Annotated in this window: 17 protein-coding genes and 1 riboswitch; of the genes, 12 read left to right on the top strand and 5 right to left on the bottom strand. The window is 45.2% G+C overall.

Annotated features, from left to right (window positions below; all coding sequences use genetic code 11):
- Positions 1-90 precede the first annotated feature (90 nt).
- Both H70737_RS25745 and H70737_RS25740 read left to right on the top strand, forming a co-directional pair.
- A complete protein-coding gene (locus tag H70737_RS25745) occupies positions 91-2,463 on the top strand; it encodes a glycoside hydrolase family 95 protein (RefSeq protein ID WP_042191878.1) in 2,373 nt (790 codons plus the stop codon).
- Between the two features lie 140 nt (positions 2,464-2,603).
- Positions 2,604-3,743, top strand: a complete 1,140-nt coding sequence (locus H70737_RS25740; RefSeq protein ID WP_042191876.1) for a transglutaminase domain-containing protein — start codon at positions 2,604-2,606, stop codon at positions 3,741-3,743.
- Between the two features lie 78 nt (positions 3,744-3,821).
- On the opposite strand, the gene H70737_RS25735 is transcribed toward H70737_RS25740, so the two are convergent.
- Together H70737_RS25735 and H70737_RS25730 are read right to left on the bottom strand one after the other, a co-directional pair.
- Complete coding sequence (locus H70737_RS25735) at positions 3,822-5,300, bottom strand: amino acid permease (RefSeq protein ID WP_042131059.1); 1,479 nt, start codon at positions 5,298-5,300, stop codon at positions 3,822-3,824.
- 201 nt (positions 5,301-5,501) lie between these two features.
- Positions 5,502-5,707, bottom strand: a riboswitch (Lysine riboswitch).
- Between the two features lie 103 nt (positions 5,708-5,810).
- Complete coding sequence (locus tag H70737_RS25730) at positions 5,811-6,947, bottom strand: virulence factor (RefSeq protein ID WP_042191874.1); 1,137 nt, start codon at positions 6,945-6,947, stop codon at positions 5,811-5,813.
- Positions 6,948-7,190: 243 nt separating this feature from the next.
- Between H70737_RS25730 and H70737_RS25725 the strand changes: the two genes are divergently transcribed.
- The 3 genes from H70737_RS25725 (at position 7,191) to H70737_RS25715 (ending at position 10,662) form a co-directional block, all read left to right on the top strand.
- Positions 7,191-8,156: an MBL fold metallo-hydrolase gene (locus H70737_RS25725; protein ID WP_042191870.1), complete on the top strand. Its 966-nt coding sequence runs from the start codon at positions 7,191-7,193 to the stop codon at positions 8,154-8,156.
- Positions 8,157-8,312: 156 nt separating this feature from the next.
- The gene (locus tag H70737_RS25720; protein WP_042131056.1) at positions 8,313-9,938 is read left to right on the top strand and encodes an ABC-F family ATP-binding cassette domain-containing protein; all 1,626 of its coding nucleotides are present in this window, start codon (positions 8,313-8,315) and stop codon (positions 9,936-9,938) included.
- Between the two features lie 115 nt (positions 9,939-10,053).
- Positions 10,054-10,662 carry a histidine phosphatase family protein gene (locus H70737_RS25715; RefSeq protein WP_042191869.1) on the top strand — a complete coding sequence of 203 codons (609 nt, stop codon included), beginning with the start codon at positions 10,054-10,056 and terminating at the stop codon, positions 10,660-10,662.
- An 82-nt stretch (positions 10,663-10,744) separates the two neighbouring features.
- Here the strand turns inward: H70737_RS25715 and H70737_RS25710 are convergent, their stop codons facing one another.
- Positions 10,745-10,930 carry a hypothetical protein gene (locus tag H70737_RS25710; protein ID WP_042191867.1) on the bottom strand — a complete coding sequence of 62 codons (186 nt, stop codon included), beginning with the start codon at positions 10,928-10,930 and terminating at the stop codon, positions 10,745-10,747.
- 124 nt (positions 10,931-11,054) lie between these two features.
- On the opposite strand from H70737_RS25710, the gene H70737_RS25705 reads away from it, so the two are divergent.
- Positions 11,055-11,924 carry a cation diffusion facilitator family transporter gene (locus H70737_RS25705; protein ID WP_042191865.1) on the top strand — a complete coding sequence of 290 codons (870 nt, stop codon included), beginning with the start codon at positions 11,055-11,057 and terminating at the stop codon, positions 11,922-11,924.
- A 202-nt stretch (positions 11,925-12,126) separates the two neighbouring features.
- Positions 12,127-13,194, top strand: a complete 1,068-nt coding sequence (locus H70737_RS25700) for a C40 family peptidase (protein WP_042191863.1) — start codon at positions 12,127-12,129, stop codon at positions 13,192-13,194.
- Between the two features lie 236 nt (positions 13,195-13,430).
- On the opposite strand, the gene H70737_RS25695 is transcribed toward H70737_RS25700, so the two are convergent.
- Positions 13,431-13,805, bottom strand: a complete 375-nt coding sequence (locus H70737_RS25695; RefSeq protein ID WP_042191861.1) for a hypothetical protein — start codon at positions 13,803-13,805, stop codon at positions 13,431-13,433.
- A 126-nt stretch (positions 13,806-13,931) separates the two neighbouring features.
- The gene (locus H70737_RS30505) at positions 13,932-14,099 is read right to left on the bottom strand and encodes a DUF1328 family protein (protein WP_042131050.1); all 168 of its coding nucleotides are present in this window, start codon (positions 14,097-14,099) and stop codon (positions 13,932-13,934) included.
- A 188-nt stretch (positions 14,100-14,287) separates the two neighbouring features.
- Here H70737_RS30505 and H70737_RS25685 point away from each other — a divergent pair, with 188 nt between their 5' ends.
- The 5 genes from H70737_RS25685 to H70737_RS25665 all read left to right on the top strand — a co-directional run bounded on the left by H70737_RS25685 (position 14,288) and on the right by H70737_RS25665 (position 21,409).
- On the top strand, positions 14,288-14,794 hold the full coding sequence (locus tag H70737_RS25685; RefSeq protein ID WP_042191859.1) for a DUF948 domain-containing protein: 507 nt from the start codon (positions 14,288-14,290) through the stop codon (positions 14,792-14,794).
- Between the two features lie 60 nt (positions 14,795-14,854).
- Complete coding sequence (locus H70737_RS25680; protein WP_052404423.1) at positions 14,855-15,379, top strand: hypothetical protein; 525 nt, start codon at positions 14,855-14,857, stop codon at positions 15,377-15,379.
- A 235-nt stretch (positions 15,380-15,614) separates the two neighbouring features.
- Positions 15,615-16,787, top strand: a complete 1,173-nt coding sequence (locus H70737_RS25675) for a SpoIIE family protein phosphatase (RefSeq protein ID WP_042191856.1) — start codon at positions 15,615-15,617, stop codon at positions 16,785-16,787.
- Positions 16,784-20,455 carry a response regulator gene (locus H70737_RS25670; RefSeq protein ID WP_042191854.1) on the top strand — a complete coding sequence of 1,224 codons (3,672 nt, stop codon included), beginning with the start codon at positions 16,784-16,786 and terminating at the stop codon, positions 20,453-20,455. Before H70737_RS25675 ends, H70737_RS25670 begins: the two co-directional genes overlap by 4 nt.
- A gap of 87 nt (positions 20,456-20,542) precedes the next feature.
- Entirely contained in the window at positions 20,543-21,409 is an 867-nt protein-coding gene (locus tag H70737_RS25665; protein ID WP_042191852.1) for a CheR family methyltransferase, read from the top strand.
- The last annotated feature ends 8 nt before the right edge of the window (positions 21,410-21,417 follow it).

Here is a 21,417-nt window from a genome sequence, read left to right as displayed (position 1 = left end):
AAAGCATGAAGATGGCGGGAAGTCCGAACGAAAGTCCGGGCTTCCCGCCAATTTCTTTTCATCTGTAATTATAGGATAGGAGGAATATACGTGGGAGAAAGTAAGAACACTGGGGTTCATGATCTCTGGTATAAGCAGCCGGCGGCTGAATGGGAAGAAGCATTGCCCGTGGGTAACGGCCGTTTGGGCGGTATGATCTTTGGCGGAACGGAAGAAGAACTAATTCAACTAAATGAAGACACCTTATGGTCGGGATTTCCGCGGGATACAGCTAATTATGAGGCGCTGCGCCATTTGACTCCGGCCAAACAATTAGTGGCAGAGGGGAAATACAAGGAAGCGGAAGCACTGGTAGATTCCAAAATGTTAGGCAGACGGACTGAATCCTATCAACCGCTCGGAGACTTGCGAATGAAGTTTAATCTTGGTGGTTCTGTAGAGGATTATCAGAGGGGGCTTGATTTGGATCAAGCGCTTGCTACGGTATCCTATACTGCTGGGGATGTAAGGATTGTGCGCGAAGTTTTGGCCAGCAGACCAGATGAACTTATAGTCATTCATATCCGTGCAGAGGGGAAAGAGGGGCTGGGTATTTTGCCGGATTTCTCAGTGGCTCTGACTTCGCCGCATCCTTTCCGACTAGAGATCACTCCGGATGGCGCGCTGATGATGACCGGTCGTGCTCCATCGCATGTGGCTGATAATTATGTAGGAGATCATCCGCGTTCCGTATTATACGAAGAGGGGCTTGGCATAAGTTTTGCCGCTGCAATGGAGATCCGTACAGATGGCGGCAAATGTAATGCTGAGAACGGCATGTTGTCGGTTTCAGGTGCGCGCTCCATTACGATCCGCCTAGCTGCCGCAACCGATTATGCCGGGTATGACCGGATGCCAGGAAGCGGCGGTAAGCTGCCTTCGGAGTTGTGCCTAGAGCAATTGGCTTTGTCCTCTAATGGATATGCAGAGCTGAAGCAGCGCCATCTAGAGGATCATCAGTCCTTGTTCCGCCGCGTGGAGTTGACGCTTGCACCTTCGTCCTCACGGATAGAGCTTCCCACGGATGAGCAACTAGCACGGTACCAGGAGGGGCAGGCAGATTCTGCGCTAGAAGCGCTGCTGTTCCAGTATGGCCGCTACCTGATGATTGCTGGCTCACGGCCGGGGACGCAAGCTCTGAATTTGCAAGGGATCTGGAATCCCTATCTTCAGCCGCCATGGAACAGCAATTATACGACTAATATAAACACTGAAATGAATTATTGGCCAGCCGAGTTATGCGGGTTGGGTGAATGCCATGAACCTCTAATCGATTTTATTACGGAGCTTAGTGTGACTGGCAGCCGTACAGCAAATATTCATTATGGCGCACGTGGCTGGACGGTGCATCATAATACAGATTTGTGGCGTATGACGTCTCCGTCAGACGGCAAGGCGATGTGGGCATTTTGGCCAATGGGAGGAGTTTGGCTCTCTCGCCATTTGTGGGAGCGTTACGCTTTCCGTCCAGATGAGGAATATTTGCGCAACACAGCTTATCCTTTGTTAAAGGGAGCTGCGTTATTTTGTCTGGATTGGCTGGTAGAGCTGCCTGATGGAAGATGGACAACGGGTCTGTCTACCTCACCGGAGAATGTATTCTTGACTGCTGATGGTACGCCATGCAGTGTTTCAGCTGGCTCAGCTATGGATTTATTGCTGATCGCTGAGCTGTTCAAGCATTGCATTCAGGCTGCTGAGATTTTGAATACCGATGCCCAGCTGAGGCAGGAGCTACGCCAGAAACAGGAACGACTCGCTCATCCTGGGATTGCACCGGACGGACGTATTCGTGAATGGAATGAGGATTTTGCTGAACAAGAGCCTGGGCACCGCCATGTCTCTCATTTGTATGATTTATATCCCGGGAATGTAATTAGTCCTTCCTTCACACCAGAGCTAGCAGAGGCGGCAGCGTTATCGCTTAAGAAGCGCTTGGAAGGCGGGGGCGGACACACGGGCTGGAGTGCAGCCTGGCTACTTAATCTATATGCGCGTTTGAAGGATGGAGAGAGTGCGTATAGCTGTTTACGTCGTATTTTGCAAGATTCAAGTCTGCCGAATTTATTCGGTAATCACCCTCCATTTCAGATTGACGGTAACTTCGGAACTACGGCCGGAGTTGCTGAGATGCTCTTGCAGAGTCATCAGGAAGGGCTTGAATTATTACCCGCTCTTCCAGAAGAGTGGTCTGAAGGAAGTGTGAAAGGCTTGATAGCCCGAGGCGGCTTTATCACAAATATAGAATGGCATGAGGGACGCTTAACGAAGGCGGAACTGACTTCGACGCATGGACAAATATGCAGAATTTACAGTCACCAGCCTTTGCTCATTCAAAGTCCCGATGGTTCACGAATAGGAATAGAGATGGAATTTGAAACCGTTATAGGAGAGACCTATATCATTACACCGCAAAGCGAATAAAACACATCGTTCTAGCATATAGGCTGTTCTCAGAGTAGAATTATTCTACGGGGAGCAGTCTTTTTTTGCCTAAATGCTCATTATCTATTAAATGGTAGGGTTCATTACAAGTCTATAGGAGCCGGAGGAACGGAATATATATGTGGAAAAAACGCTTCACATTAGTAAAGATCATTCTGGGAGGAGTGATTATATTCGCTGCTATTCCACCGATGATTTATTGGGGCTGGGGTCATGCTTATGCGGCTTCGAGTTCACCCACCCTTCGTTCTGTAAATGAAGTAGCGCAGAAGCTAACGGGTGCAATGAACAACCGCAGGGAGACCATTACTTTTACTTATGAGAGCAAAGCTTCAAATTTGAAAACGAAAATACAAGCGGCTCTGGATCAAGCGATGGCTAGTGACCCTTATTTGTATTACATTATAGACAGCTACGGATATACTTATCGAGGAAGCGCAAGCTCTGTAAAAGTTACGGTGGAAGTGAAATATTTGGAGACGCTGGAGCAGACGGCTTTTGTAAACAAAGAAGTGAAGGCTGCGCTGAAGAAGATCATAACGCCGGGCATGAACAATCATCAGAAGGTGAAGGCTATCCACGATTGGGTTGTGCTTCATCTGAAGTATGACACTTCGTATCGTAAATATACGGCTTATGAAGGATTGAAGAGTGGCAGCGCCGTTTGCCAAGGGTATTCGCTGTTGACCTATAAGCTGTTAAAGGAGGCTGGATTCACGAATAAAATCGTTGAGGGTACAGCCAAACAGCCTGGAGGACGTAGCCAGTTGCATGCCTGGAATCTTGTGCTGTTAGATGGACGGTGGTATCATCTCGACACGACTTGGGATGACCCGACACCTGATAAGGCAGGTGTGGTTAGCACAGCCTACTACTTGAGAACGGATGCGCAGATGCGTCAGGACCATAGCTGGACGAAGTCTTATCCGGCAGCTTCTGTAGGCTATCATAAGACCTTGTCTGCGCTTGTGGAGCGTGGAGGACAGAATGCGGTTGTCTATAAACAGCTTCAGAAGGATCTCAATTATGAGCTATATGCCGAGGAGCTAATTGTACGTTCGGTAGGAGATCTGACTCGGCTAGCGAATAAGGCAATTGCCTCCGGTGAGGTGTCTATATTATTCCGTTATCAAGGGAGTGGGACCAAGCTTAAGAATGACCTGCAGGAGCTATATAAGCTTGGACTAGAGGATGTATCTTACTCCAGTTCTGCTTTTGACAATACGGGCGATCTCAAAGTGTTTGTGACTTGGGAATAGAAGGATAACCAAAAAGGACATCACATAAGCCTAAATGGCTACGGGACGTCCCTTTTTTGTTTTTTTACCGGGTCTATTTTATTCTGGGTGAGTACTTAGGTCGCATTTATCCAAAGGAATAATATTACTCTTCCGGAACCAGCGATAGCCGACCCAGATCAAGACAAACAGCGGCAAGCTGATATAGGAAACGGCGATACCATACCAGTCGATATTTCCACCTGAGAAGGCGCCCATATTCTGACCGAGGATAGCTACAATACAAAGTCCTAAAGCAAAGATAGGTCCGAATGGGAACCATCTAGCTCGGTAAGGTAGTTCATCTAGCGAATGCCCTTGTGCAATAAAAGCACGTCTGAAACGGTAATGGCAGACCGCAATACCCAACCAGTTAATAAATCCGCACATACCAGAGGCGTTCAATAGCCAGTTATATACGGCACCGTCACCAAAGAATGAAGCGAGAAAGGCGAGCATTCCGACAGCCGTAGTTACTAGCAAAGCGCCAACAGGGACACCACGGCGATTGAGCTTACCCAGTGCGCGCGGAGCCATGCCATCCTTAGCCATTGCATACAGGACACGGGTGGAAGCATACATTCCTGAGTTCCCTGCCGAAAGTACAGAGCTGAGAATGACGGCATTCATTACGGATGCAGCAATTGCAAGCCCGGCTTTATTGAACACGATCGTAAACGGACTGACTCCGATATCATCGATGCCTCCACGCAGAAGATCTGGATTCGTATAAGGAATCAACATTCCGATTACAAATATAGCAAGGATATAAAAGATTAATATACGCCAGAATACTTGGCGGATCGCAATTGGGACGTTGCGGCGTGGGTTCTCGCTCTCACCAGCAGCAACGCCGATTAGCTCGGTACCCTGGAAGGAGAATCCGGCTGCCATAAAGACCCCGACGAAGGCGAAGAAGCCACCGTGGAAAGAGCTGCCCCCGATTTGGAAGTTACTGAAGCCTACGGCTTCTCCACCCATAATGCCGAATATCATGAGGACACCGACAACGAGGAAGGCGATAACGGTAATGATTTTGATAATGGCAAACCAATATTCTGATTCCCCGTAGCCACGAGCAGATAGGAAGTTTAGGCCGAACATCAGCAGTAGGAACACCAGACTCCAGAGAAAGGAAGGGCTGTCCGGGAACCAATATTTAATGATGACGGTAGCCGCTGATAGCTCTGCTGCAATCGTAACCGCCCAGTTATACCAGAAGTTCCAGCCGATGGCGAAGCCAAAGGCGGGGCTGACGAAACGAGTGCCGTAGGTACTGAAGGACCCGGAGTCCGGTAAATAGGTGGCGAGCTCCCCAAGACTAGTCATGAGAAAATAAACCATTACACCCACAGCCGTATAAGCTAGAAGCGCTCCACCAGGTCCTGCTGAAGCGATCGCGCCGCCACTGGCTAGAAACAGACCCGTTCCAATAGATCCGCCAAGCGCGATCATGGTCAAATGTCTTGCTTTGAACGATTTTTTTAGCGCAGGCTGATTTATGTTGCCTTGCGCTGGGTTTTGCTGATTGCCCTGCATGAATATGACACTCCTTATGATCTAATCTTACTGTTCATGAACGGGGAGTGCTGAGCTGCTGACTCCCGCAAGGCGGGAGGTATACTTCGTGATTTCCAGAAGGTTATGGATGACTGTACGAAACATACAAATTCTGTAAACGCAAAGAAGCCGCAAACTATGTCTGCGGCTTCCATCTATACAGCTCCGCATCATACTCCCTGTGAAGATAGCGCAACACACTGCAGTCTGCTACTTACGCAGGCTGTACAATGTGACAGTTCCGTGCCTTTCGGCAACGGCCCCAGCCTGCACCGCTGTAAGAGCTACAGCGCAAGCTTCGGCGGATATTCCTTTCGGCGTGATTCATAGACGGCTCTAACGTCTCCACACGCGTACTCTTTATATCCGCGACCTCTACCTCATCTTAGTATGACGAGGCTATCTTTACTTCATTCATTTATAAACAACAGGAATTAGTATAAAGCAAGTTTACTTCTCAAAGCAATGACAAAATCAGGTACTTCCATGTTAATTACGACGGCGTTCTGACATCTGTTGCCATACGGTGCCTGCTGCGGCTTCACCTGAGGCGATACGCTCCAAAGCCATCTTGGCCTGAAGGCCAACCTCGAACTCTGGATCATCCGCTGCAAGTGTGAGCGCATCTTGAGCTTCGGATGTACCAACTTCGTAGAGAAAACGAGCTGCGCGCCAGCGGACAAGCTTGCTCTTATCTGTTAGCGCCGCCGTCATCACTGGCGTGGCGGCAGGATCGCCGATGTCGGACAGCGTATCGCCAGCCGTACGTCTTACGGCTGGGGCGCTGTCAGCCATCGCCTCATAGAGCAGCTCCATCGCCTCAGGTGTGCGAAGGTCGCCTAGATACACAACCGCAAGCCTGCGAATATGCAGCTTGGGATCGTGTAGCGCCGCCTTAAGCTCCGGCAGGAGCTCCGCCGTCGGCGTAAGATCCTCTAGCGCGGCGTAGCGCACGCGCCAATCTTCATGCTTCAGGTCTCGCAGCAGCTCATCCTGTGTGCGAGTTCGTCTCTGCTCGACGAACTCACCTTCGGCTCCGTGCGCAATGGCTTGCTGCACGAGGGAGTCGAGGCGTTCCTGCGGATACGCTGCCTCGATCTCTTGCTCGACCTCGCGCGCAATGTCCGCGGGCTCGCCATAACGCACGCCGTAATCGGTGAGCTTGCGCTCTTTGATCATCACGGCGCTAGCCACATCCATAACCGCTTTAGTAAAGCGGTTAGCTAAGGATATGCGCTCTTCATTCGCGCCCGTTTTGACGCGGATTTGCATCGGAATTCCGCGGAATAATTGGACGAAGACTTGCGCTTCCCCAAAATGAGCACCGGCATTCTCGTCAGCTAGGCTCCAATCTCCAGTTACACCTTCGCTGTTAGCGAAGCGGCTTTGAACTTCTCTTAGAATGGCTGCCCAATCGGCATTGCCTTTGCGCTCAAGTGCTGCGAAGTCAGCAGCATGATAAATGCTAATAACGCCCGGTATCGTTAACATTTCACGTGCCCAAGCAGGTGCGGAACGCTCACTTTCTGGAGTATAGGTTCTGCGAATTCCGGGTTCTAAACTTTCGTCCAAATGTAGCTTCATCGTATTTGGACTTGGAGTCGGTTCAATAAAAGTAATCTTCATACGTAGCTCCCCCTTGAACGGTATATGCACCGCCATACTTTATACACATATTATCTCATTTCTGGTGTGAAACCAAAAGAACTCTTCTATTATTTCGCTAAAGTCTGCAATTGTGATGAATAAAAGGGCGAACCTTTATCATGCTATTTGTATATTTTGCAAAATACGCTGCTGTTCAATATAGTTGTAGTATATTCGCTAAAGCTAGGATTGCTCGGTAAACTTCTGTAGAAGAGGTGTTGTATGCCTAAAACTCGTTACCATAACGTCGATAATGTAAGTACCGATAAATCATTAAAGGAATTTCGCCAGTGGCGTGAGGAGCGTCGTCGCAAGAAGAAGGACTATTCATATGTTGTACCGAATACGCCGCCCAGATTATCTTATCTGTCTGAGAATCGATTGGAGTCTACCATTACGTGGATTGGGCATTCAACATTTTTCCTTCAATATGAAGGGATGAATATCATTACAGATCCCATCTGGGCGAGAAGGCTGGGCTTTGAGAAAAGACTGGGACAACCTGGGATTCCACTTAGCGAAGTGCCACCGATTGACCTGATTCTGATTTCGCACTCTCATTATGACCATTTGCATATCGCCTCTATCCGCAAATTATATCGGGCAGGGACAACGCTTGTAGTTCCTGTTGGTCTGAAGCGAAAAATGCTTCGAAAAGGGTTCCGCAACTGTGTGGAAATGGAATGGTGGCAGGAGATTAAGCTAGGTAAGATCAAGCTTAGTTTTGTGCCTACTCAGCACTGGACGCGGAGAACACCATGGGATACGAATACTTCTCATTGGGGTGGGTACATCTTGGAGCCCGCTGATTCCGGAAATCAGAAGTCTTCTCCGAATCTTTATTTCGCTGGGGACAGCGGTTATTTTCCAGGCTTTAAGGAGATCGGAAGTCGTTATAAGATCGATATCGCGCTTATGCCGATTGGGGCTTATGAACCGGAATGGTTCATGACCTCTCAGCATGTAAATCCTGAGGAAGCCATTCAAGCTTTCCTAGATGTAGGGGCGGAGACCATGATTCCGATGCATTACGGTACCTTCAGACTTGCGGATGATACCGCCCGGGAAGCACTGGATCGCATGGAGAACGCCCGAGTTAAACATGCGATTTCGGAGGAAAGAATTCGTACACTCGGTTATGGAGAAACACTGGTCGTACAAAAGGAGAATCGCACATCTGGGGAATAATTGAAAAAATTCCTCCTTAAAAGTTGTCGCCGTAAAACAGTTGGAATAAGTTTCGTAGGAGTGAGATCAGCTTAAATGCCTATTTCACGGGATTTTTGCACTGATTTTATGCTATAATGAGCCGAAACCCTAAAGTGAAAAGGATGGTAATGCGTAATGATTAGCACAAGCGGCGTAACACTCCGCTACGGAAAACGCGCTCTCTTCGAAGATGTAAACATAAAATTCACCCCTGGTAACTGCTATGGTTTGATTGGTGCCAATGGTGCTGGTAAATCAACCTTTCTGAAAATTCTGTCTGGGGAGATTGAAGCGAACACGGGTGATGTTCATATAACACCAGGTGAACGCCTTGCAGTTCTGAAGCAGAATCATTTCGAGTACGATGAATTCCCAGTACTTGAAACAGTAATTATGGGTCACACTCGTCTTTATGAAATCATGAAAGAAAAGGACGCGCTTTATGCGAAGTCTGATTTCACGGAAGCAGATGGTCTGCGTGCCGGTGAGCTTGAAGGCGAATTTGCCGAACTTAATGGCTGGGATGCAGAGCCGGATGCGGCGGCTATGCTGATCGGTCTGGGCATTATGCGTGAACTGCATGATAAGAAAATGGCCGAACTGAGCGGCAATGAGAAGGTACGGGTACTCTTGGCACAAGCCTTGTTTGGCCGTCCAAACAACCTCCTGCTCGATGAGCCTACCAACCACTTGGATCTAGAGTCGATTGGCTGGTTAGAGAACTTCCTCATGGATTATGAAGGTACTGTTATCGTCGTATCCCATGACCGTCACTTCCTGAACAAAGTATGTACGCATATTGCGGATATTGATTTTGGCAAAATCCAGATGTACGTTGGTAACTACGACTTCTGGTACGAGTCCAGTCAGCTTGCTCAAGCTTTACAGCGTGATTCGAACAAGAAGAAGGAAGACAAGATCAAGGAACTGCAAGCCTTTATTCAGCGTTTCTCGGCCAATGCTTCCAAGTCTAAACAGGCGACTTCTCGTAAGAAACAACTCGAGAAAATTACGTTGGATGACATTCGTCCATCTAACCGTAAATATCCGTTCCTCAACTTCAAACCTGAACGTGAAGCAGGTAAGCAGCTTCTGACGATCAGCGGATTGACCAAATCGGTTGAAGGTGAGAAGGTTCTTGATGAAATCAGCTTTGTAGTTAACAAAGGTGATAAGATTGCTTTCGTGGGTCCTTACTCCCAGCCTAAATCACTTCTATTTGATGTGATCATGGGTGAGCAGGAAGCGGATGCGGGTGAATATGCGTGGGGCGTCACTACAACTCAAGCTTATTTCCCGAAAGATAACTCCAGCTATTTCGATGGCGTGGACTTGAATCTCGTAGAATGGCTGCGTCAGTATTCTAAAGATCAGGATGAGACGTTCCTGCGTGGATTCCTTGGACGGATGCTGTTCGCCGGAGAAGAAGCACTGAAGAAAGCGAGTGTATTGTCCGGGGGCGAGAAGGTTCGCTGTATGTTGGCGAAGATGATGCTGAACGGTGCGAACGTGCTTGTATTCGATGAACCTACCAATCACTTGGATCTGGAATCCATTACGGCACTGAATAACGGACTGATCGATTTCGACGGGACTATTCTCTTTACTTCCCATGACCATCAGTTCATCCAAACGATTGCTAACCGTATCATCGAGATCACACCTACAGGTGTAATTGATCGCACGATGACTTACGATGAGTATTTAGAGAATCCTGAAATTAAGGAAATGCGCCAACGCATGTATCCTGTAGAAGTATAATATTTACTTTCCGTTATGCGGAAGGAACCCGTCAAGCAGCTACTCTAATCCTAATAGGATTAGGGTAGCTGTCTTTATAATTTTGATTTTGAAAAGGTCACGGTAGGTGGAGCATGTGGACAGAACTATTTTTATTATGAGGCATGGGGAGACCGAGTTTAATACGCAAGGTCGTTACCAAGGACAATTGGATTCACCTCTGACTGAGCATGGAATGGATCAAGTCAGACAAATGGGTAGGCTGCTTCGTTATTCGGTGGAGCATCCCTCCGAATGGAAGGTGATTTCAAGTCCACTTGGGAGAGCGCTGCAAAGCACACAAATTTTGTGTGAAATCTTAGGTTATGATTTCAATAAAATAGAAACGGATTCTAGGTTAAGTGAAGTTTCCGTTGGTTCTTGGTCAGGGCTAACGCTCAAGGAAATTGAGCAGGGCTGGCCAAATAGTCTTGAAGATACGAGTATGTATGATTGGTATTTTCGTTCACCAGATGGAGAGAGCTATGAAGCGGTTCAGGAGCGTGTCACAGACTGGCTGGATAGCTTGTCCTCCACTCCGCGGGTCATTGCGGTTACACATGGATTAACAAGTAGAATTCTACGGGGAGTATACGCTGGGCTTACAAGACAGGAATCCTTATCACTTGAGGTTTCCCAAAGCGCATGTTTTCAGTTGTCTAATTGTACAATAAAGAGAATCAGTTATGAATTTGATGAGTTCTAGCCCATCCTTTAAGGCAGACGAACGCATAAAAGGCTGCGTTGTCCCTGAGGGATGCGCAGCCTTTTATGTTTATAAAATAGTACTAGGATCCGCCGGTACGACGGCGTTGGTTGTTAGGCTTTTTGTTATTCTGACTTTTTAGTGGTTTAGCGGATCCGGCCTGAAAAGTTGATCCAGGTTTGGAGGAAGATTGTTGTTTCTTCTGCTCCAGCTTTTGCCGGATAGCTTCAGCTAAATTGATTTTTCCTTTTTCATTGTTTTCGCTCATTATGATAACCTCCTTTGAAGCAAGTCCTTCACTTTATTCTAATTGTTTTTAAATGCTGCTACAAGGGCAAGAATAATTGAAAGAATTCTTTTCTAACAAAACAGAAAACGAGGAGATAGCCAAAATGGTTGATATTTACGAAGATATACGTAAAGGCGAGCGTGGCGCTTGGGTTAGCATAGCGGCTTACCTCATTTTATCGACATTCAAGCTGGTTAGCGGTTATCTATTCGCCTCTAGTGCATTGGTCGCGGACGGAGTCAATAATTTAACTGACATCGTAGCATCTGCAGCCGTGTTGGTTGGTCTAAAGATTTCGCGGAAGCCACCTGACTCTGACCATGCTTATGGACATTTTCGGGCAGAGACAGTAGCTGCATTGTTGGCTTCTTTTATTATGGCGGTAGTAGGTATTCAAGTGATTGTGGAGGCGGTGCGGTCCTTTTTCGATCGTGCAAAGGAAACCCCGCAGCTATGGTCTGCTGGTGTGGCTCTAGTGTGTGCAGTAGCAATGATGGGAGTATACATATACAACAAAAGGCTGGCTAAGCAGATAAATAGTAGTGCACTCATGGCAGCGGCGAAAGATAATTTTTCCGATGCTATGGTTAGTATAGGTGCTGCTGTTGGGATTGTAGGTGCTCAGTTCGGACTGCCATGGATTGATTCTGCGGCGGCAGTAGTTGTCGGACTGATTATCTCTAAGACGGCATGGGATATTTTTCGTGACTCGACCTACCGGCTTACGGATGGCTTTGATGAAGATAGATTGATGGATCTACGTAGTACGATTGCTCGAACACCGGGAGTAGAGGGGATTAAAGATGTGAAGGCACGTGTTCATGGGAATCATGTACACGTGGATGTTGTAGTGGAGGTAGACGCGAATATTACAGTGGTGGAAGGTCATAGGATCAGTGACTCCATTGAAGAGAGAATGAGCAAGCTACACAATATTATGAATGTACAGGTGCATGTGGAACCTAAAGATTAAATTTAAAAAAATTCTATTTTAAGGAAAAAACAAACATATTTAAGGAGGATTCAAGACTTTAGTCCTGTATTTTACCATAAAGTGGCATGATTATATGTGCAATTTGGAGCATGTTCCAAATCCCGGGCAAGCCTATAATGAGGGCATAAAGGAATGTAGTTCACACCTTTGTTGAAATCTCATCATGGTATTGGGGGAACGTATGATTAAATCACATAAGCAATTAACAGCATCCTTATTGGTTTCAGCTGCAATTGTTGCAGGTTTAGGAGTATCTGCTCCTGGAAATGCAGCAGCAGCCTCAAGTCCATCAAATTCAGTTATGGCAGCAGCAGCCGGTCAAACAGCGGTCATCGAGGCAAGTGTTCGCCTTCGCAGTACACCTTCTACAAATGGAGAAGTAGTGAAGTATTTGCAAAAAGGAGATCAAGTGCAGATTGTGGCACAACCGAATAGCTATTGGTATCAGGTGAAAGCAGCGGATGGTTCCGTAGGCTATACTAGTACAGATGATAAGTATATCAGCGTAAATTCATCTTCAGTAGGTACACCAACAGCACAAACGGGAACCATAAAGTACGGAGTGAATCTTCGAACTGTGCCTTCTACAAGCGGAAAAGTACTGAGACTTCTGAAGAAGGGGGAACAAGTACAGCTTCTGGCACAGCCGAACAGCTCCTGGTATCAAATTCAAACCTCTGATGGTAGCATTGGATATATAAGTTCAAGTGATCAATATACTTCGTTCGCTAATAATGGGGGGACTGGGACGGTAACGCCGACACCAACGCCGCCAGCACCAGTACCACCTATTTCTACACCTGGGGCTTCTGCCCAAATCGAGAGCGTAATCTCAGCAGGTATGGGCTATCTGGGTACACCTTATGAGTTTGGTTCCAGCAGATATGATACAAGCACCTTCGATTGTTCTGATTTTATCCGGCAAATTTTCATGGATGCTGTGAATTTGAAACTGCCTGCTGATTCCCGTCAACAGGGAGATTGGGTGAAATCGAATAGTACGGTAGTTACGTCTACTTCCGGTTTGAAACGCGGCGATCTAATGTTCTTTATGGATTATAAAGGGAACTCCGCTTCAGCGTATGAAGGGATCGACAAATCTAAGGCAAGAATATCGCATGTTGCTATGTATCTAGGAGATGGACAAGTTCTCCATACGTATTCCGTAGCTTCAGGCGGGGTGAAAGTAGATAAATTAAGCGCTTCTTGGACGAATCGTTTCCTCTTCGGGGGATCGGTCATCCGATAATTATATAGGTATACAGAAGCGGCAGCATCGCATGTTTGTGACGGGTGAACAAAGGCGGCGTAAGCGCAAAAGCTACCCCCTCAGTAGAATGATCTACTGAGGGGGTAGCTTTTTGTAAATATAAGAATTTATATGTTCCGTTCTATAAATTATCCTTATATTTCTCGCTTAAACACTTGCCGTCCTTATAGGGACGCCGAAGGCGTTTATGCTTGTTATCATCTTTTCTGTACTAATTACATAATTACATTGGCAGCAACAGGAACCTTTACCCACGCTTTTCCTAGCCAAGTGTAGATTTCTCTCCATTCATTGCCCCAAGTATCCGTAATCACTTCACCTGTGGTATCAAGCGTTTGAGCGCTAAGCCAGCCTGCAGGAATCATACTGCCAACTGAAAAGTGGAAAGCTGTTTTTTCGGTTAGAACAATTTGTGGTGTGGCTGGAGTAATATCCGATGGGGTAATGATCGTTTCAAAAGATGTTGTGTAAGTGCTTCCAGTTCCGGGCGTAGAATCTGTAGTTGTCCCTGTTACCTCAGCGGCTGATGCTGTAGCTGCTATTGAAGCCATAAGTCCCAAGGCAAGTGTAATGCTGGCGAATTTTTTCATGTTAAGTTCCTCCTCATTATGATCTAACTTCAAAACTTTTTCTTATTTTCTCAAGTGACATCTGTGTGGGAATGACCTATACTTTCTGCATGATGAATAAGATATATGGATAGATATGGGAGGAGGCTACATCGATCTACCTCTGCGTCCCGTGAAGAGGGAAACAACAAACAGAACCAAGAATACGAAGAATAGTATCTTTGCAAGACCAGCAGCGGCTGCTACAAGATTGAAGAAACCAAAGATACCAGCGATTACAGCTACAACTAGCAGAATTGCGGACCATTTTAACATTACATATCACCTATCCTTTTTTTGATTTGTAGTCATTGTATAAACGGGAACTTTGATTCTGAAACAAAGGGGAGCAGGGAATTTTGACAACGCTCGACAGATTGTTTCGGCATATGGTAGTAGGGGTAACTATGCAGTATACAAGGCTGATTAGCCACTATTTATGAGATTTGGAAGGGGTTATGAATATGATCATTGAACTTAGTGTAGCTCTCGTTGCTATCGCATTCGCAATACTTGTTTTCTTTCTAATTAAGACTTTGCAGTCAGCGAAGCAATCCCTCGACAAAGTAAGCCAGACCTTGGTGGAAGTGCAGAAGACGATGGATGAACTGACTTATGAAGTGAAGACTACAGTCAGACATGCAAATGAAATTACCGCTGATGTACAGAATAAAATTCAGAAGATTGATCCTGTCATAGATTCTGTGAAGAATTTGGGAGAAGTTATGAATGAGTTAACCTTAACCGTTAAGCAAGTTTCAGTAACTGTGATTGAAAGATATCGTAAATCACATGAACTGAGAGAGAAGCGTAAGGGGATATCCATAAAAGAAGCTCCGCTGACTCCTGCTGAGGAACGTACGGTAAACTCCTATGATGCTGTTAATAACGAGAAAGCACCGGGGAAAATAGCTACTGTGTTAAAAAGTGTAGATGTAGCTGCAACTCTTTGGAAAAAATTCCGTCATTAAAGTTAAGGCAGCAAGTCCTCTGTAAATGGCGGCTGCAGATAAGAAAGGTGGGATAACAACATGAACATTATCATACTCTTGTTTAGTCTACTTTCCCCATACTTTGATGCGTCTCCACAGTTGACGCCTATCTCGACTTTTAGTGATCAGCCTAAGACAGTTCTTACATTTGAACATTCCTCAGAAACAAGCCCTGCTATAAATCAGTTTGATTCACTGCAAGGTGTTGCTTTATATGCTACGAAGGAAGAATTGCTTCTGGCCAAGGGCAATCCGCTGGCGGTAACAAATGATCCATTGCAAGGGACAGAGGAGTACCAATACGCAGATGTAACAGTGGGTGTTGGTGAGGGGTTTGTACTGTATGTGCATGTCTCACCTTCTCAAGCACAGCAGTTTGGTCTACAGGTAAATGGGGTGGGAATTGATCCCATGAAGGATAATGTGCAATCGACCTTGGGTAAACCGTATTTTATTGCCGAAGATGGTGATGTATATATGAGAGGAAACAATGCGCTCAAAATATATCGAAATTTGGCAGGTGAATTTGAAGGTATTGATTTATTTGATAGTATTTCTTCTTAATATGTTTCACTTTTGATCATTTTGGTTAATAAACAGAGGCTGTCTTTACCATAGAGTAACCTCCCGAACCACTAGATGTAGTGGTTCGGGAGGTTACTTTGCTGAATGCGTAAATGAACCTATTACTATATTTACATATATTAAAAATAGAAATAACACATTTAAATAGCGTATGATATAGGTAATGAGTCGCAGATTTTTACATTCGTAATACTATTCGTGTGAGGTGAAGATGATGAGAATCTTAATCGTAGATGACAATCCGACTAATGTTATCATTATCCGTGAAATCCTGAAAAAAGAAGATTACCGAAATTTCGTAACCGCATCCTCTGCAAAAGAGATGCTTACACGGTTGGGTATCGGTTCTGTGAGTGAAGATGGACGTCCTCGGATGTCAGATATCGATCTGATTTTACTGGATATGATGATGCCTGAAATGGATGGAATCGAGGCATGTCGTGTTGTACAGCAATACGAACACCTAAAGGATATTCCAATAATAATGGTTACAGCTGTTGGAGATTCCAAGAAGCTGGCAGAAGCACTGGATGCAGGTGCAGTAGATTATGTTACGAAACCCATTAACAAAGTGGAGCTGATGGCCAGAATTCGACTCGCGCTGCGGTTGAAGCGAGAGAAAGATTGGCATAAGGAACGAGATCAGCGAATTCAAGAAGAATTGAGACTGGCCGCACTTGTTCAGAATGCTGTGTTGAGCTTGCCTCTTCAGGAAGAGGATTTTGAGGTCAATGCCATCTATCAGCCATCCTCTGAGCTTGCCGGTGATTTATACGCGTGGTACCCCCTTGGTGATGGCCGATATGGCGTGATCCTGCTGGACATTATGGGACACGGAATATCGTCATCTCTTTTTTGTATGTTTCTTGCTTCTGTGTTAAAGGACACGGTAACTACGTATGTAGAGCCGGAAAAGGTAATTCAGGAGCTCAATCGAAGGTTTAATCAGCTCTATATTGAGAAAAAGCTGATCCAATATTACTTTACGACCATTTATCTTGTGATAGATACCCGTATGAAACGTATTGACTACGTCAACGCCGGGCATCCACCTGCGCTATTTTTTGAAGGTGTGGCTAAGACTCCAGTCATGCTGGAAAGTAACTGTCACCCGGTAGGTCTGTTTGAACGGATTGATATTCAGCCACAGAGCTTAACCTATGAAGATGAAGGGCATCTAGTTCTTTATACAGATGGTCTATTGGAGCTGGTTGAGGGCGAACAAGAAGAGCAGCTGAAATTTATGATTCAACATTTAAATGTTGAACATGAGTGGAACGAAGAAGCTATTCGAGCTGCTTTTTTCAATGTTGAGGTTCCTAAAGAGCGTGATGATGATAAGTGTATTGTGTGGATCTCACTGAAGAAGGGAACAGATAGAGAATGAAGATAAAGGCTAAACTCTTAATTGGCTTCAGTGCCATGTTAGCGATTATGCTTGCACTTACGATGATAGGATACGACCGCTTAAATTATATGAATAACCAACTGGAAGGGTATCAGGATAGATATATGAAGGGGCGGTCTTCTTCGGGGATGCGTGGAGAAGTCAATGATATGGCGCGAATATTGACCACGACCATGTTAAGTGCAGATGCATCATCGGTAGAATCTCAAAAGAATGAGATTAATAAAAAGATTACTAAAGCGAATGAGCACTACGAGAAAATAAAAGCATCGATGACTAGCGCTGAAGAAATGCAAATGGTTGGTCAAATAGATGATGCGTACACCACTTATTTAAATTATCAGGAAAAGGTATTGAAACTGCTATCGGCTGGTTATTTTCAGAATGCTAGCACGTATTCCAACACAGAGGGACAAGCGATTCAGAATGCCGTGTTAAACGCTCTGAACAGTCTCTCTGATTATAATGCTTTTATTATGAATGAAGAGAGTACGAAGGCCAACGAAGCTTATAAAAGTTCGACTCAGATGGTAGTTCTAATGATGATTATGGGCTTACTTCTCGGACTTGGAGTGGTTTTATGGATCATCCCAAGCATCACTCGGGGGCTTAATGTCGTTTCGATGATGATTACCAGCTTTGGCAACGGTAGAGTGAGGGCCATACGGCGTATAAAGGTTACTACTAAAGATGAAATTGGTGAGGTTGCTCTTGTCTTTAAGAAGATGGCTTTAGATCTTGAACAGAAGCAGCAAATGGAACAGGCCTATGCGCAAGCGCAGAATGACCAATCCTGGCTGAATGCGAATGTTGCTCGGGTGACGGAACTATTGCGAGGTGTTAGCTCCTTGGATCAGGTCTCACAGACCTTCATCAATGAGTTTACCCCTGTGCTGGGAGCACAGTTCGGAGCTGTATATTTAAAAGATGCCAATCGTCCTGACTTTTTACGAAGCAGTGGATATTATGCAGTAGATAATGATAAGAAACCTAAGGACGGGTTTGTGATTGGAGAAGGGCTTGTAGGACAAAGTGCGCTCGATATGCACCCGATCAGACTGGAGAAGGCTCCTGAAGACTATTCATCCGTTAAGTCCGGATTCGTGGATGCGCAACCTGGATATATTTCTATCCATCCGCTTATTTTTGAAGACGAACTGCTAGGCGTAGTAGAATTTGCTTCATTCCAACCTTTTAGCAGTTTGAAAAATGATTTGCTGCAACAACTCGCTAATAATTTAAGTATTATTTTTAATAATATTAGCCGTCGTTTGATCGTGGAGAAATTGTTGCGTGATTCACAAGCTCTTACGGAAGAGCTGCAGTGTCAGTCGGAGGAACTACAGACTCAGCAAGAGGAATTGCGTCGTTCCAATGAGAACTTGGAAGAGCAGACGGATGCGCTTAAACGTTCGGAAGAACTGCTCCAGCGTCAGCAGGAAGAACTGGAGCATTATAATACGGAACTTATTGCCAAGACCCGCGCTTTAGAGGAACAAGTGCAGGAGGTTGAAGAGAAGAAAGATGAAATTGAGCATGCAAAAATTCAATTAGAGAAACAGGCCAAGCAATTATCTGTTACTAGTAAATATAAATCAGAGTTCTTGGCGAATATGTCTCATGAATTGCGAACTCCGCTCAACAGTCTCTTGATTCTGTCGCAGCTACTCACGGAGAATAAGGATGGCAACTTGTCAGAGAAACAGGTTGAATTTGCACATACGATTTATATGTCAGGTGCAGACTTGCTTAAGATGATTGATGAGATTTTGGACTTATCCAAGGTTGATGCTGGCAAAATGGAACTGAACCAAGAAGAAATTAAATTAACGGAGCTGAAGAGCTTTGTGAAGCAGAATTTTGCTCCGCAAGCGCTCAAAAAGGGACTTTCTTTAAAAATTACCTTTAATGAGCCGCTGCCAGATAGTGTCATTGCCGATGGTCATCGGTTGAAGCAGGTGCTAAGAAATCTGCTTTCTAATGCCTTTAAATTTACGATGGAAGGATTTATTGAGTTCTCGGTTAGCCAAGCAGATGACAATCTTATTCCGCTAGATCTGCCAGGTGAAGTTGAATATATTGCTATTGCTGTAAAGGATAGCGGAATTGGTATTCCGGCAGACAAAACTGATATTGTGTTCGAAGCCTTCCAACAGGTGGATGGAACTACCAGCCGTAAATTTGGGGGGACAGGCTTAGGTTTGTCCATTAGCCGTGAGTTAGCACGTTTAATGGGTGGAGCTATTGTACTGGAATCCCGTGAGGGCCAAGGTAGTACCTTTACTATGTATTTGCCAGTTGTAGGGAATTATATTAAGCAGCAACCTGCAGTAATAGAAGCTGCTGCTTCTAGAGAAGATGCAACCTTCGAGGGGTATATTGGAGATATACTTCCAACCCTTGTACCAACGCAGGCTCATGCACCTATCCCACAATTGGTGATCGATGATGATCGTGATCAATTAACTGCAAATGATAAGGTTTTACTTATTATTGAAGATGATGAGAGCTTCGCAAAAATACTGCTGGATATGGCTCATGGCCGCAACTTCAAAGGACTGGTAGCCCTCCAAGGGGATACCGGATTGCAGATGGCGAAGACTTATTTACCAGATGCGATTATTCTTGATATTCAGCTGCCGGTTATGGATGGCTGGACCATCCTTAGAGAACTAAAGAGTGCATCACAGACTCGCCATATCCCTGTCCATGTCATCTCTGTAAATGATGAAGTGAAGCAGGGGCTTATGATGGGGGCAATGGCTTATTTAAGAAAACCTTCTTCTAGAGAGGCGCTAGAACGGGCTTTCTCGCAAATCGAGAACTACACCTCCAGTACGTTGAAGTACTTGCTGATTGTAGAGGATGATGAGATTCAACGTCGTTCTATCATGGAGTTGATCGGTCACGACGATGTGGCCATAACCGCAGTTTCAACTGGCGGGGAAGCACTGAATGAGCTGCGGAAGCAGAGATATGATTGTATGGTTCTAGATTTGATGCTTGAGGATATGACAGGCTTCGATCTGCTGGATCAGATTCGTGATGATGAGGAATTAAATGATCTGCCTATTATTATTTATACGGGTAAGGATTTGGATGGCAAAGAAGAGACGCAGCTGCGTAAATATGCGGAATCAATCATTATCAAGGATGTACGTTCTCCAGAGCGGTTGTTGGATGAGACAACATTGTTCTTGCACCGGGTAGAAGCAAATCTTCCGGAAGATAAACGTAAGATTCTGCAGAAGCTTCATAATAAAGAAGAATTGTTTGAAGGAAAGAAAATACTGCTCGTCGATGATGATATTCGCAATGTCTTTGCGCTCTCCAGCGTACTCGAAGAGTATCATATGGAAGTGAAGTTTGCGGAGAATGGACGCGAAGCGCTGGAAATGCTGGTAGAGCAAGAAGATTTTGATCTTGTGCTAATGGATATGATGATGCCAGAAATGGACGGATATGAGGCTATGCGCCGGATTCGCGAGATGCCACAGTATCAGAAACTGCCTATTATTGCGCTGACCGCCAAAGCTATGAAAGAGGATCGTGCCAAATGTATTGAAGCTGGAGCCTCTGACTATATGAAGAAGCCAATTGCAACAGGTCAACTTCTATCTTTAATGCGAGTTTGGCTGTATTCGTAACCTTAATATTGGGGTAATACTTTAAAAGAACTAACAAAAAGCCATTCTTCAAAAGTACGGCGTGTTGATAAGGGAGTCGGGATAACAATGAAAGCAATAGAACACGGATATGAGGAGCAACCCGTTCTGGCGGGAAGTGACGAACTGGAGCAAATTGAGATTGAGCTGCTTCTTGATGGGGTACACCGTTTATATGGCTATGATTTCCGGAATTATGCGTTGCCTTCATTAAAACGGCGCATCTGGCATCATGTTCATGCGGAGAATGTACTCACCATATCCGCGCTGCAAGAGAAGGTTCTGCATGATCGGGCTTGTTTTGAACGATTTGTCTACAGTCTCTCTATTCCTGTGACTGAAATGTTCAGGGATCCGGGATTATTTCTAACTTTTCGCCAGAAGGTAGTTCCTTTGTTAAGAACCTATCCCTATATTCGTATCTGGCATGCCGGATGTTCCACTGGGGAGGAAGTTTATTCTATGGCCATCCTGCTTCATGAAGAAGGGCTTTACGATAAGGCTCGAATTTATGCCACAGATATGAATGAGCGTTCTTTACAGCAGGCTAAGGAAGGCGTTTATGATATTAGCAGAATGAAGCAATACACAAAGAATTATTTGGAGGCAGGAGGTACCCGGGCATTTTCCGAATACTATACTGCGAAGTATAACTCAGTTATTTTACAACCTTATTTACGCAAAAATATTATTTTTGCTGAGCATAATTTAGCTACTGACACTTCATTTAATGAATTTAATGTTATTCTCTGCCGGAATGTAATGATCTATTTCAATGATGAGCTTCGTGATCATGTTCACGGGTTGTTTCATGAAAGTCTAAGTCGCTTTGGAATCCTTGTTCTGGGCTCTAAGGAGTCCATTCACTTTACGAAATATAGCGATTGCTATGAATCTTTAGACAGAGTGGAGAAAATATACCGTAACATAAAATAACGCATGTA

This window comes from Paenibacillus sp. FSL H7-0737 (assembly GCF_000758545.1).
Lineage (GTDB): Bacteria > Bacillota > Bacilli > Paenibacillales > Paenibacillaceae > Paenibacillus_AQ.
Note: the sequence above shows the minus strand (reverse complement) of the source record. Positions and strands in the feature narration are given on the sequence as shown.

What these genes read in the sequence shown, in the direction of transcription:
- H70737_RS25720 (WP_042131056.1), top strand. Translation starts at nt 8,313, where the DNA reads ATGATTAGCACAAGCGGCGTAACACTCCGCTACGGAAAACGCGCTCTC.
- H70737_RS25670 (WP_042191854.1), top strand. Translation starts at nt 16,784, where the DNA reads ATGAAGATAAAGGCTAAACTCTTAATTGGCTTCAGTGCCATGTTAGCG.
- H70737_RS25735 (WP_042131059.1), bottom strand. Translation starts at nt 5,300, where the DNA reads ATGCAGGGCAATCAGCAAAACCCAGCGCAAGGCAACATAAATCAGCCT.
- H70737_RS25730 (WP_042191874.1), bottom strand. Translation starts at nt 6,947, where the DNA reads ATGAAGATTACTTTTATTGAACCGACTCCAAGTCCAAATACGATGAAG.
- H70737_RS25665 (WP_042191852.1), top strand. Translation starts at nt 20,543, where the DNA reads ATGAAAGCAATAGAACACGGATATGAGGAGCAACCCGTTCTGGCGGGA.
- H70737_RS25695 (WP_042191861.1), bottom strand. Translation starts at nt 13,805, where the DNA reads ATGAAAAAATTCGCCAGCATTACACTTGCCTTGGGACTTATGGCTTCA.
- H70737_RS25675 (WP_042191856.1), top strand. Translation starts at nt 15,615, where the DNA reads ATGAGAATCTTAATCGTAGATGACAATCCGACTAATGTTATCATTATC.
- H70737_RS25740 (WP_042191876.1), top strand. Translation starts at nt 2,604, where the DNA reads ATGTGGAAAAAACGCTTCACATTAGTAAAGATCATTCTGGGAGGAGTG.
- H70737_RS25680 (WP_052404423.1), top strand. Translation starts at nt 14,855, where the DNA reads ATGAACATTATCATACTCTTGTTTAGTCTACTTTCCCCATACTTTGAT.
- H70737_RS25725 (WP_042191870.1), top strand. Translation starts at nt 7,191, where the DNA reads ATGCCTAAAACTCGTTACCATAACGTCGATAATGTAAGTACCGATAAA.
- H70737_RS25705 (WP_042191865.1), top strand. Translation starts at nt 11,055, where the DNA reads ATGGTTGATATTTACGAAGATATACGTAAAGGCGAGCGTGGCGCTTGG.
- H70737_RS30505 (WP_042131050.1), bottom strand. Translation starts at nt 14,099, where the DNA reads ATGTTAAAATGGTCCGCAATTCTGCTAGTTGTAGCTGTAATCGCTGGT.
- H70737_RS25700 (WP_042191863.1), top strand. Translation starts at nt 12,127, where the DNA reads ATGATTAAATCACATAAGCAATTAACAGCATCCTTATTGGTTTCAGCT.
- H70737_RS25685 (WP_042191859.1), top strand. Translation starts at nt 14,288, where the DNA reads ATGATCATTGAACTTAGTGTAGCTCTCGTTGCTATCGCATTCGCAATA.
- H70737_RS25710 (WP_042191867.1), bottom strand. Translation starts at nt 10,930, where the DNA reads ATGAGCGAAAACAATGAAAAAGGAAAAATCAATTTAGCTGAAGCTATC.